Annotated in this window: 14 protein-coding genes; 12 read left to right on the forward strand and 2 right to left on the reverse strand. The window is 56.0% G+C overall.

What is annotated here, in order from left to right; translation table 11 throughout:
- The 12 genes from ABJ99_RS21360 (at window position 1) to ABJ99_RS21415 (ending at window position 8,130) form a co-directional block, all read left to right on the forward strand.
- The gene (locus tag ABJ99_RS21360) at window positions 1–909 is read left to right on the forward strand and encodes a sigma 54-interacting transcriptional regulator (protein ID WP_007248470.1); all 909 of its coding nucleotides are present in this window, start codon (window positions 1–3) and stop codon (window positions 907–909) included.
- Between the two features lie 94 nt (window positions 910–1,003).
- A complete protein-coding gene (locus tag ABJ99_RS21365) occupies window positions 1,004–1,318 on the forward strand; it encodes an ATP-dependent helicase HrpA (protein ID WP_054087498.1) in 315 nt (104 codons plus the stop codon).
- Window positions 1,319–1,371: 53 nt separating this feature from the next.
- Window positions 1,372–2,370 (forward strand): type III secretion system effector HrpZ, encoded by a 999-nt coding sequence (gene hrpZ / locus ABJ99_RS21370; protein ID WP_054087499.1) that lies wholly within the window; start codon window positions 1,372–1,374, stop codon window positions 2,368–2,370.
- Between the two features lie 27 nt (window positions 2,371–2,397).
- The gene (sctI, locus tag ABJ99_RS21375) at window positions 2,398–2,772 is read left to right on the forward strand and encodes a type III secretion system inner rod subunit SctI (RefSeq protein ID WP_007248473.1); all 375 of its coding nucleotides are present in this window, start codon (window positions 2,398–2,400) and stop codon (window positions 2,770–2,772) included.
- 8 nt (window positions 2,773–2,780) lie between these two features.
- Window positions 2,781–3,590: a type III secretion system inner membrane ring lipoprotein SctJ gene (gene sctJ / locus ABJ99_RS21380; protein ID WP_054087500.1), complete on the forward strand. Its 810-nt coding sequence runs from the start codon at window positions 2,781–2,783 to the stop codon at window positions 3,588–3,590.
- Window positions 3,591–3,595: 5 nt separating this feature from the next.
- Window positions 3,596–4,123, forward strand: coding sequence for a hypothetical protein (locus ABJ99_RS21385; RefSeq protein ID WP_042912384.1), 528 nt, complete (start codon window positions 3,596–3,598; stop codon window positions 4,121–4,123).
- A 36-nt stretch (window positions 4,124–4,159) separates the two neighbouring features.
- A complete protein-coding gene (sctL, locus tag ABJ99_RS21390; RefSeq protein ID WP_054087501.1) occupies window positions 4,160–4,741 on the forward strand; it encodes a type III secretion system stator protein SctL in 582 nt (193 codons plus the stop codon).
- An 83-nt stretch (window positions 4,742–4,824) separates the two neighbouring features.
- Window positions 4,825–5,049 (forward strand): type III secretion protein, encoded by a 225-nt coding sequence (locus tag ABJ99_RS21395; RefSeq protein WP_007248477.1) that lies wholly within the window; start codon window positions 4,825–4,827, stop codon window positions 5,047–5,049.
- On the forward strand, window positions 5,027–5,467 hold the full coding sequence (gene hrpG / locus ABJ99_RS21400; RefSeq protein WP_074810657.1) for a type III secretion protein: 441 nt from the start codon (window positions 5,027–5,029) through the stop codon (window positions 5,465–5,467). Before ABJ99_RS21395 ends, hrpG begins: the two co-directional genes overlap by 23 nt.
- Before the next feature lies 1 nt (window position 5,468).
- Window positions 5,469–7,580, forward strand: a complete 2,112-nt coding sequence (gene sctC / locus ABJ99_RS21405) for a type III secretion system outer membrane ring subunit SctC (protein WP_054087502.1) — start codon at window positions 5,469–5,471, stop codon at window positions 7,578–7,580.
- The gene (hrpT, locus tag ABJ99_RS21410; RefSeq protein ID WP_007248480.1) at window positions 7,577–7,780 is read left to right on the forward strand and encodes an HrpT family type III secretion system protein; all 204 of its coding nucleotides are present in this window, start codon (window positions 7,577–7,579) and stop codon (window positions 7,778–7,780) included. Before sctC ends, hrpT begins: the two co-directional genes overlap by 4 nt.
- Before the next feature lie 2 nt (window positions 7,781–7,782).
- On the forward strand, window positions 7,783–8,130 hold the full coding sequence (locus ABJ99_RS21415; RefSeq protein WP_054087503.1) for a hypothetical protein: 348 nt from the start codon (window positions 7,783–7,785) through the stop codon (window positions 8,128–8,130).
- A gap of 212 nt (window positions 8,131–8,342) precedes the next feature.
- Here ABJ99_RS21415 and ABJ99_RS21420 read toward each other — a convergent pair whose 3' ends face one another.
- Both ABJ99_RS21420 and ABJ99_RS21425 read right to left on the reverse strand, forming a co-directional pair.
- A complete protein-coding gene (locus ABJ99_RS21420; protein ID WP_054087504.1) occupies window positions 8,343–9,203 on the reverse strand; it encodes a hypothetical protein in 861 nt (286 codons plus the stop codon).
- The gene (locus ABJ99_RS21425; RefSeq protein WP_054087505.1) at window positions 9,200–10,903 is read right to left on the reverse strand and encodes an AAA family ATPase; all 1,704 of its coding nucleotides are present in this window, start codon (window positions 10,901–10,903) and stop codon (window positions 9,200–9,202) included. Before ABJ99_RS21425 ends, ABJ99_RS21420 begins: the two co-directional genes overlap by 4 nt.
- Window positions 10,904–11,044 lie beyond the last annotated feature (141 nt).

The following is an 11,044-nucleotide window of genomic DNA, read 5'->3' on the forward strand; positions in this document are numbered from 1 at the left end:
ATGAATCTTGCCGATGAATTTGACGATGACCTGGACGTGGAGCGCGTGCCCAATCTGGGGATCGTCGCCGAAAGCATCTCGCAACTCGGTATCGATGTCTTGCTGTCAGGCGAGACCGGTACGGGGAAAGACACGATTGCCCGGCGTATTCACGCGATGTCCGGTCGCAAGGGGCGCCTGGTCGCGATGAACTGCGCAGCGATTCCGGAATCCCTTGCCGAGAGCGAGCTGTTCGGGGTCGTCAGCGGCGCCTACACCGGTGCCGACCGTTCTCGGGTGGGTTACATCGAAGCGGCGCAGGGCGGAACGTTGTATCTCGATGAGATCGATAGCATGCCGCTCAGCCTGCAGGCCAAGCTGCTGAGGGTGCTCGAAACCCGTGCACTGGAACGCCTGGGCTCGACCTCTACGATCAAGCTGGATATCTGCGTGATCGCTTCGGCCCAGTCGTCTCTGGATGATGCCGTCGAGCAAGGCAAGTTTCGTCGCGACCTGTATTTTCGCCTGAACGTACTCACCCTCAAGCTGCCGCCGTTACGCGATCAGCCCGAGCGTATCTTCCCCTTGTTCAAACGCTTTGCAGCGGCGGCGGCCAAAGAGCTGAACGTTGCGGTACCCGAGGTCTGCCCGTTGCTCCAGCAAGTGCTGATGGGCCATGACTGGCCCGGTAATATCCGCGAGCTCAAAGCTGCGGCGAAGCGCCATGTGCTGGGTTTTCCGTTGCTGGGGGCCGACTCGCCGGGTGAGGAACACATGACCAGCGGGCTCAAGTTGCAGCTGCGAGCGATTGAGAAAGCGTTGATTCAGCAAGCCCTGAAACGTCACGGTAACTGCATCGATGCGGCAAGCCAGGAGCTGGATATGCCACGCCGTACGCTCTATCGACGTCTCAAGGAACTGCAGATCTGATTTTTTTCGTGTGAACGCTGGAACCCATTCGCAGGCCGTTGCCACCTAGTTGTACCAAGCAATTACGCTGGTACTGACTAAGGGGTATCACACGATGAGCTTATCCAGCATGGGCACCAAGTTGATCAACGGCGGCGGTAACGCCATGCAAGGTCTGAGCGACATGAACAGCGCCAAAGACCGTCAGACGTCGCTGTACAAAAACACCGGTTCCAACGATTCCGCAGATTCTGTGTATGACAACCTCAGAAAGGGTGACAAAGAGAACGATAAATTGCAGGACATCTCCACCGAAGAGGGCGCCAAGCGTCGCGAAGAAAGCATGATGGCGGGCTTCGAGGCTGCTGATGAAAAACTGGCTAACCAGATCGTGGCAAAGAAAATCGAGAACGCGGTCGTCCAGTTCTGATGTCTTGAACGCCCCTTCACACCCGAAGGGGCTGCTTCTTTGAGGAGGTTGTGATGCAGAGTCTCAGTCTTAACAGCTCACTGCAAACCCCGGCGATGGCGCTTGTTCTTGTCCGTCCTGAAACCGAGGTTACGGGTGCGAACACATCCAGCAAGGCGCTTCAGGACGTCATCGTGCAGTTGGCTCAAGAGTTGACCCGTAATGGTCAACTGGACGAGAGCTCGCCATTGGGCAAGCTGCTGGCGAAGTCGATGGCGGCGGATGGCATGGCTGGCGGCGGCATCGAGGATGTCATCGCCGCGCTGGACAAGCTGATCCATGAAAAACTGGGTGACAATTTTGGCGCCGCTGCCGACAGTCTTGGCGGTGTCGGACAGCCTGACCTGATGACGCAAGTGTTGAACGGTCTGGCCAAATCGATGCTCGATGATCTTCTGACCCAGCAAGGTAACGGGGCCAGTTTCTCCAATGACGACATGCCGATGCTGGAAAAGATCGCGCAATTCATGGACGACAACCCTGGACAGTTTCCTGTGCCGGACTCGGGCTCGTGGGCGAGCGAACTCAAAGAAGACAATTTCCTCGATGGCGACGAGACCGCTCAGTTTCGTGCTGCGCTCGACATCATCGCTCAGCAGCTTGGCAACCAGCAGAATGATACCGGCGATTTCGCAGCAGGCGATGGTGGCTTGGGCAGCTTTTCAGCCGATTCATCTGGCCCGGTAGGTGACCCGCTGATCGAAGCCAACACCGGCCCTGGAAACGGTACGAATTCCACGGGTGACATTGGGCAATTGATCGAAGAACTGATCGATCGGGTATTGCCCGGCGGCGGACTGGGAACACCCCCGGTCAGTCTGCAGGCAAACGCTTCGCTGGGTGTCGAACAGAACCTGGATCAGTTGCTCGGCGGCCTGGTGCGTAAAGGGCTGGAAGCGACGCTCATGGGGACTGGTCAGATCGGCAATGACCTGAACAGCAGTGCAGCGCAGGTTGCCAACTTGCTGGTCAACGCGCTGCTGCAAAGTAACCGCAACCAGGCGGCTGCCTGACGGACACCCGCCTGACGGAGAACTCACGTGACCATTTCCCATATTGGTAATGTTAAAAGCATCCCGCCCGAACTTGGGCAGGATGTGCCACAGGGGCTCGTTCTGGAACCGGACCAGGCGGATGTCGATCTGTTCACCGCCGCCGCGCAACCGGACAAGGTTTCGAGTGGTGCGCCGCTTTCCGAGCATATCGCCAGCGCGATTTCCGGTGGTCTGGGCGAAACCGAAAAGATCTCCCAGCAAGCCATGCGCTCCATGAAAAAAGCCTCTGGTACCGGTGATGCGCTGGATATTGCGGCGATGACCAGAACCTTGTCGCAATGCTCGTTGCAGACTGCGCTCACGACCAAAGTCGTGAGCAAGACTGCGCAGGCGATCGATAAGCTGACTAACTTGCAGTAGAGGTTGCCGTGAAATTTCTGAGCGCAGGGCTGCTGCTGTTTTGCATGCTGCTGCTCGGCGGGTGCAGTGATGAAACCGATCTGTTCACTGGCCTGTCCGAGCAGGACTCCAACGAGGTGGTTGCACGCCTTGCGGATCAGCATATCGATGCGCGCAAGCGCCTGGAAAAAACCGGCGTCGTCGTCACGGTCGCGACCCGTGACATGAACCGCGCCGTGCGGGTGCTCAACGCTGCGGGCCTGCCGCGCCAGTCACGTACCAGCCTGGGGGAAATCTTCAAGAAAGAAGGGGTCATCTCGACCCCGCTCGAAGAGCGTGCCCGCTACATTTATGCCTTGTCCCAGGAGCTTGAGGCGACGCTGTCGCAGATTGATGGCGTTATCGTCGCCAGGGTTCATGTCGTGCTGCCAGAACGTATAGCGCCAGGCGAGCCGGTGCAACCGGCGTCTGCTGCGGTGTTCATCAAACATTCGGCGGCGCTCGACCCTGACAGCGTGCGTGGTCGCATCCAACAGATGGTCGCCAGCAGCATCCCCGGGATGTCGACGCAGTCGGCAGAATCAAAAAAGTTTTCCATTGTTTTCGTGCCGGCTACCGAGTTTCAGGAAACCACCCAATGGGTCAGTTTCGGACCGTTCAAGCTGGATAGCGCCAATCTGCCATTCTGGAACCTGATGCTGTGGCTGGTGCCGATCGGCCTGGTGCTGTTGCTGCTGATTGCTGCGCTACTGCTGCGCAGTGACTGGCGTAATGCGGTGCTTCAGCGAGTCGGATTTGGCGGCAAGCGAAGCCGTTCGAACGTACCGGCGCGCGCATGATTATGATGGAGCGGGCTGCCGAGGACCATTGGGTGCACTGGTGGTGCAACCCCTGGCAGTGGGCGCATCCTGACTGGCAAAGCCGGTTCGCCGCTGAGTGCGGGTTGACAGTAGAGGAGTGCGACGCGCTCATGGTCAGCCGCCACAGCGTATTTCTGCAGCGCATGGGCATCGCCCCCAGTCAGCCGCCGACGCCTGCCGAGCAAATGTTGAACTGGTTGGCATTGACACCCGCGCAACGTGATCAGGCACTGGATCTGGCGCAGCGAATCTGTTTCTCCCGCAACGAAAGCGATGGCGCTGACGGGGCGTGGTGTTGGGCGCTGACCAAAGCGCTGCGCCCCGGTGTCTGGCTCGATCAGGAGTCTGAAGACGCTCGCTTGGTGCTGGGTGCCTGGCTGGGGCCTGAATACTGGCCGCGCCTGCGTCTGGCCTGGGCGCCCGATGAGGTCGCTGACAGGCCCTGCGAGGCACCCGAGAATAAACTTCGAACGTTGTGGCAGGCTGTTTTATGGCGCGTCACGGCGGCTTGAATCCCGATTCGGTCCCCTCTGTACCAGGACATTCTCATGCTTGCCAAACGCAGTATTACCTTGACCGGCAACGCGGTTCTGCCTGAGCCAGTGTTGCGCCGTGAAGATATCGCCAACAGCCTGCTGGCGCGCAATATTCTGGCTGATGCACGCCAGCAGGCTGAGCAGATACTGGTGCTGGAGCAGGAGAAAGCCGAGCGCCAGCATCAGCAGGCTCTTGCACAATTTTGGGAAACCGCCAATGCCTTTCTTGGCGAACTGCAGATGCAGCGCGACGCCTTGCAGCAGCAGGCAATGGTCGCCGTGGAGGAGCTGTTGAGTGAGGCGTTGCGGCAGTTGCTCGATGAAACAACGTTGGCCGAGCGTGCCCGGGCGCTGGTCAGGAATCTGGCTGCCAGTCAGCTCAATGAGGCTGTGGCAACCCTCAGCGTTCACCCCGACATGGCCGGGCCGGTCGCTGAATGGCTGGCTGAAAGCCGCTTTGCCGAACACTGGCAGCTCAAGCGCGATGCCACGCTGGAGCCCGAAAACCTGCGCCTGAGCGATGCCAATGGCGCTTTCGACATTGACTGGACGACGCTGCGCAATGGCTTGGCAGGCGACGAACCGTCTGCCTGAAACAGACTCTCACAGCAAAAATGGAACCGCCCCACCTGTTTGCTCCACTCAAGGTTTGAACCTTTCTGCTGGAGTATCAGGAAATGATAAATTTCAAATCCCTGCAAACTAACCTCGACAGCACGATGACTCGCGCCTTGTCCGACGTGGATGACGTACTGGACGGCGGTAACGGGCAGTTCACTGCCGACGATATCGATGCCTTCAGCGAAGCGAGCCAGCAAGCTGCGGTGAGCTCCAGCATCGCTAATCAATGCCAGCAGGCTGGTTACAAATTGACCAAAAATGTCATCGATGGATTTCAGTGAGTTCGAGGAGGTCGTCGGCCTGTGGTGTGATCAGCGCCCGGCGACCCCGCTGGACTGCTGGGTCGACGACGCCAATGCCCGCCTGGAAGTGCTGGGCAGCGGCGTACGTTGCAGCATCGAGCTGCTTGATCCTTATGACACCAACGACCCCCAGCGTATCGAGGCGTTGCTCAGTCACGGTGGTGCCAGCCTTGCGTGTGCCTGTGACGGTGCCTTCGCCATCGATCCGCAAACCAGCTGCATGGTTCTGGTCAGTTGGATACCCGACCCTTGCAGTGTCGCTGATCTGCTGAATCTTCTGGAAAGCCTGGCCAATCAGCGCGCGGCCTTGCTCAGCCTGATGCACACCACCCTCGTCCATTCCGTGCCCGCTTTAGCCGGGCGCACGACCCTCAATAACCGGCAACCGGGAGTTTGAAATGCGTAAGGCCTTGATGTGGTTGCCTTTACTGTTGATCGGGCTGGCCCCCGCTGCGTGGGCGACGACCCCCGAAGCATGGAAACACACTGAATACGCCTACGATGCTCGGCAAACCGAGTTGGCCACGGCGCTGGCTGATTTTGCCAAAGAGTTCGGCATGGCCCTGGACATGCCGCGCATTCCGGGAACGCTCGATGGCCGTATTCGGGCGCAGACCCCGGAAGAGTTTCTCGACCGCCTGGGCCAGGAATATCATTTTCAGTGGTTCGTCTACAACGACACGTTGTACGTCAGCCCGTCCAGCGAGCACACCTCGGCGCGCGTCGAAGTATCAGCCGACGCGGTAGACGACTTGCAAACGGCCTTGACCGACGTGGGATTGCTGGATAAACGCTTCGGTTGGGGGGTGCTACCGAACGAGGGCGTGGTGCTGGTGCGCGGTCCGGCAAAATACGTGGAGCTGGTGCGCGATTACAGCAAGAAAGTCGAGACGCCGGAAAAGGGCGACAAGCAAGACATCATCGTATTTCCGCTCAAATATGCCAGCGCGGCGGACCGTACCATTCGCTATCGTGATCAAGAACTGGTGGTCGCAGGGGTCGCCAGCATTCTGCAGGATCTGCTCGATGTCCGTTCTCGCGGCCAGTCTATAAAAGGTACGGACCTGATAGGGCGAGGTGGTCGCGGTACCGGCGGCTTGTCGGGCGGTGACGGTCAGGACACCCCGAGTCTGCCCCTGAACGCCAGCGGCATCAATACCGGCGCATTGGAGCAAGGCCTGGATCAAGTGCTGCACTATGGCAGCGGCGGCGGAGGCAAGAGCAGCGGAAAAAGTCGCTCGGGTGGCCGTGCGACCATTCGTGTAACAGCCGATGTGCGTAATAACGCTGTGCTGATTTACGACTTGCCCTCACGCAAGGCGATGTACGAAAAGCTCATCAAGGAACTGGACGTTTCGCGCAACCTGATCGAAATCGATGCGGTGATTCTCGATATTGATCGCAACGAACTGGCAGAACTGTCCAGCCGCTGGAACTTCAATGCGGGCAGTGTGGGTGGCGGTGTCAATATGTTCGACGCAGGCACCACTTCCACTATGTTCATTCAGAACGCAGGCAAGTTCACGGCGGAGCTGCACACTCTAGAAGGTAACGGTTCAGCGTCGGTGATCGGCAATCCGTCCATTCTGACGCTGGAAAACCAGCCGGCGGTGATTGATTTCAGTCGCACCGAATACCTCACTGCAACCTCAGAGCGCGTCGCCAATATCGAGCCCATCACCGCCGGCACCAGCCTGCAAGTGACTCCGCGCTCACTGGATAACGACGGCAAGCCGCAGGTGCAACTGATCGTCGACATCGAGGATGGTCAGATCGATATTTCCGACATCAATGACACGCAGCCCAGTGTGCGCAAAGGCAACGTCAGCACCCAGGCCGTCATCGCTGAGCATGGCTCACTGGTGATCGGTGGCTTCCATGGCCTGGAGGCCAATGACAAGGTCCACAAGATTCCGTTGCTGGGCGATATACCTTACATCGGCAAGCTGCTGTTCCAGTCCCGCAGCCGTGAATTGAGCAATCGCGAGCGCCTGTTCATTCTGACCCCGCGCTTGATAGGTGATCAGGTCAATCCGGCACGCTACGTACAGAACGGCAATCCTCATGACGTCGATGATCAGATGAAAAGGATCAAGGAACGACGTGACGGTGGCGAGCTGCCGACGCGTGGCGATATCCAGAAAGTCTTTACGCAGATGGTCGACGGCGCTGCGCCCGAGGGCATGCGCGCCGGGGAAACAATGCCCTTTGAAACCGACAGCCTGTGCGACCCGGGTCAGGGGCTGACGCTCGATGGCCAGCGTTCGCAGTGGTATGCCCGGAAAGACTGGGGGGTTGCTGTGGTTGTTGCGCACAACGATACCGACAAACCGGTGCGGATCGACGAAAGCCGCTGCGGTGGTCGCTGGGTCATCGGTGTCGCTGCCTGGCCTCACGCCTGGCTGCAACCGGGTGAAGAAAGCGAAGTGTACATCGCTGTACGTCAGCCACAGATATCGAAAATGGCGAAAGAAAGCCGGCCATCATTGCTCCGGGGGGCGAAACCATGAAGATCAGTAGCATTGCCGTCGTTCTGTTGGTGTTCGCTACCCTGACAGGGTGTGCCACCCATGGCTGTTCGGGATATGCCTGCAAACGTCCGGACTCCACTCACCGCGAACTGGTCATCTGGTGGCCGCCAGACATGCGCGACGGTCTGGACGATCAGGACCACGAGCGGGATTACACTGTCGTGAAGTTAAAGGACTAGAAATGATCGAGGTTGAGGAAAAAACGGCGTTCTACTACAACGTTGCAGCGCAGAGTCCTGCAGTGTGGCCGGTGGCAAACGGAGTTTCCTTTGTCAGCCGGCGTGAGCACCATGACTGGGGCATCGCGTTGCATATCGAGGGTCGGGCGTTGCGCCCCGAGCAACTCAGAGAAGCGCTGCAACTGCGTTTTTCAGAAACCGAGCGATTCAATAACTACTTTCTGTTTCTGGACGTGAGGCGTGATTTCGTTGTGTGGCATGCCGTGAGCGACGCGCCACATGCAGTGACCAATCTGGACGACATCCGTCGAAACGAATTGACACTAGCAGGCCTGAGTCATTTGGCTTAGGCAATAGAAGCAGCGAAGCAGACCGCCCTGGTGCAGAGGGGGGGCGGTCTTTTTTGGGTAGATACAAGTTACAAGCATCAGTCAGTTACCCGTCGTGCGGAGCACGGTCGGTTTTCGAAACTGCACAGATGTCACCCCGACAGCGAGCACTGCCTTCAGGATGGGCCAAACACGCCAATGGCATGACGGGCTCTCATCGAGTGAAGGGGGGGCTAGATGAACCGATGCGCTTCGCCGGACTTTAGAGGTTTGCTCACAACGTGCCGCTGGAGCTCCTGCACAGCGTCCGGGTTTTTAAGAACACCTTGGTAGAAGGCCGTAGCCCAATTATTAGGGTATGGGTCGCATTCTCGCTCGCTGAGCCGGGACTCGAATATAGAGTTGATGTCGCAAGGCTTGCTCTGGGCAATCCTGATCCAATGGCGGTATTGTTCATCACAGTAGTCCATGATTCGCTGTGTGATCTGTAAGCTCTTCAAGTGGAATTTTATTCTCTTCGCATCATCATCTGTAATGCTTTCCGGAATGCTGAAGGCCGGTGAGAAGGTCAGTTTTCCCTTCGTCAGTGTGACATCAATATTAAATCTCAGTGTCGACAATACAGGGCTGTAAATAGGATGAAGGAAAAACGATTGCTTTTCATTTTTGCTGAAACATTTCATCCCTTTTATTGGAGCGCAGCCACGACACTGTGGCACGAGATTGTCAGAAAAAATCGAGTATTCCGGCCAATCCTCTTTCGGCAAGAAATGATCCAGTGTTTCTGGCGCTCGAGGAAACCCGCAATACGGGCACGCATCCAGAGTATGATCACGTCGACGAGCTTTTAACAGTGTCTTCAATGCAGCCGGAGGGTGCTCATAAAAATCCTTCAATACGTCGCCAGGAAATGAGATGCCGCTTTTTCGTGGCTCTGTTTGATAGTTCTCAATAGATCCCTCAAACTCTTTATACCGTTCGTGAACGGCATGCTTAATAGACCTGAGTATGGCGGTATTTGTTTTAGCTGAGCCAATAGCCACTTCAAACCAAGAGCAGCCCGGCCCGGCGCGAAGATGTGAGAGGTCCTTCATTTCGGCCTCCGCTCAATTTCAGGCTCCACATCATTCTCAGTCGCGGTAACTTTACCGCTCAAATAAGCCAGTGCCTCGTCTCCAACCTTGGGGCCGAGCTTCTCGAGGGCCTCCTCCGGACTCGCGCAATCGGCAACGGCTTCGTCAATTGAGTCTTCGTAGGGCTTTCGCGTCTGATAGTCATCAAATGCCAGTCCCATAATGACTTCCACGGTCTGACCAAATGTTTCAAAATTGGGCTTGGAGACCTCTGTCCTACCCGCCACCTTTCGCAGCACGGAAATCGCAGACCGCTCCACCTCTCGTGCTAATATCGTCGAATGCGTAGCAATGATCGCGTTGGATTTTGTCGCAGCAAGCAACTGCTTCAGCATATCCAGGAGCCCAACCTCCATTGAGGGGTGAAGATACAGTTCTGGCTCATCAAGGATAAGTAAACTCTCTTCATCCACTTCGGCCACTAAGTTTGGCAACAGGTAGGAATAGATGGTTTGACCGGAACTCAGCGGAACCGGTCTGCCTTCTCTCAGGAATTCGATACCCGCTGCGTAATTAAATTCCTGACGCTTAGCGAGACTTAGCCGCACCGCGTTCGTGGCGCGGCTAAGCACTATCGGCGAACCATCCGAATTGAAAACTTGAACCGCATCAAAATCAATGGAGTGAAACAACGTATCAAACAATAGCTCGAAACGGCTAACGTCGGTCCATTCGTTATCTGCATCATATTGAACAATTCGATGAAGTGCTCGTGCGCTACTTTCTTTAGGCCACGTCAGGGAAAACTTACCCTCTGGGTCACGGAAGCCAATGTAGACATATTCATTGACAAGCCGCCGACGCCGTTCCTGTTCATCTTTAGCTGTCAGGTCACTTTCGTGGCTGCCGTCAGTCTGGGCTGTGACTTGGTTTGCCATAGCATTTGAAAGCTCAATCTCGGTTTTGAACGACTCAAAGGGTGAATAGGCTGCCACAATGACTTTATGGAAGAAGGGCCAACTCTCAGTATGGTTTTCCACGCCTGTGACCAAGTCTATCAAATGACGGAGGACGTGACTTTTCCCGACACCATTACGACCAATGAGCAGGTTGATATTGGTACGACCTAACTGCCTGGCATTGTCAAAATTAAACTCGACAGAGTCAAAGTTATCCTGAAGTCCCTCCAGCTCAAACGAGAACTGCTCCTGCGCTTCGTAGCTACCTAGCGCTATCTGATAGCCTTTTTTTAAAATGGCCTTAGCGAGGCGATCTCTAAAGAGGGACAGTTCGAAACCCTCCCAGTTTGAAAAATCTCCGTAAGCATGTAGATTGTAACTCCCATCGCAAATCTGACGCAGGTAGTCTTCTGCTTTATGGGGGATTAACGCGTGAATCCTACGATAATAGGCAATATCGGATGCTAGCGAGACAACCTTTCTATGGTCCAAAAGTGCTGTAATTCGAACGCTTTTCCCGACGTTCTCATTGGAAGCAGAAAAATAAACAGAAGAGTTGTCATAACCATTCACAAGTACCTTTGTACGCCCCAGGGACTCGCGCCTGCCATTCTCTACATAATGAACCTGAAAGGTAACGGTGTAGCCGAAATCGTCCCAGGCCTTAGAATAATAGGTGCCAACATGATCCTGCAGTAGATGAATGCCATCGATGTTGTCAAAGTCAAATTCGGTTGAAAAGTAAAAGTCTATCCCTGACATGCATAAATCCCTTTGAAAATTTTCCAACTATTTCAGGCAGCTTACGCCTGGCATCATTCCACTACAAGCCCTTTGCAAACGTATCAAACAGGGCATCACATTGCGGGCGACGCTGAACGCTCAGTCCAGCGCTCAAATGCA

The sequence above is a fragment of the Pseudomonas syringae pv. cilantro genome, from assembly GCF_001293775.1.
Classification (GTDB): domain Bacteria; phylum Pseudomonadota; class Gammaproteobacteria; order Pseudomonadales; family Pseudomonadaceae; genus Aquipseudomonas; species Aquipseudomonas syringae_P.

What these genes read in the sequence shown, in the direction of transcription:
- ABJ99_RS21365 (WP_054087498.1), top strand. Translation starts at nt 1,004, where the DNA reads ATGAGCTTATCCAGCATGGGCACCAAGTTGATCAACGGCGGCGGTAAC.
- sctL (WP_054087501.1), top strand. Translation starts at nt 4,160, where the DNA reads ATGCTTGCCAAACGCAGTATTACCTTGACCGGCAACGCGGTTCTGCCT.
- ABJ99_RS21360 (WP_007248470.1), top strand. Translation starts at nt 1, where the DNA reads ATGAATCTTGCCGATGAATTTGACGATGACCTGGACGTGGAGCGCGTG.
- ABJ99_RS21420 (WP_054087504.1), bottom strand. Translation starts at nt 9,203, where the DNA reads ATGAAGGACCTCTCACATCTTCGCGCCGGGCCGGGCTGCTCTTGGTTT.
- ABJ99_RS21415 (WP_054087503.1), top strand. Translation starts at nt 7,783, where the DNA reads ATGATCGAGGTTGAGGAAAAAACGGCGTTCTACTACAACGTTGCAGCG.
- ABJ99_RS21385 (WP_042912384.1), top strand. Translation starts at nt 3,596, where the DNA reads ATGGAGCGGGCTGCCGAGGACCATTGGGTGCACTGGTGGTGCAACCCC.
- ABJ99_RS21425 (WP_054087505.1), bottom strand. Translation starts at nt 10,903, where the DNA reads ATGTCAGGGATAGACTTTTACTTTTCAACCGAATTTGACTTTGACAAC.
- ABJ99_RS21395 (WP_007248477.1), top strand. Translation starts at nt 4,825, where the DNA reads ATGATAAATTTCAAATCCCTGCAAACTAACCTCGACAGCACGATGACT.
- sctC (WP_054087502.1), top strand. Translation starts at nt 5,469, where the DNA reads ATGCGTAAGGCCTTGATGTGGTTGCCTTTACTGTTGATCGGGCTGGCC.
- hrpZ (WP_054087499.1), top strand. Translation starts at nt 1,372, where the DNA reads ATGCAGAGTCTCAGTCTTAACAGCTCACTGCAAACCCCGGCGATGGCG.
- hrpT (WP_007248480.1), top strand. Translation starts at nt 7,577, where the DNA reads ATGAAGATCAGTAGCATTGCCGTCGTTCTGTTGGTGTTCGCTACCCTG.
- hrpG (WP_074810657.1), top strand. Translation starts at nt 5,027, where the DNA reads ATGTCATCGATGGATTTCAGTGAGTTCGAGGAGGTCGTCGGCCTGTGG.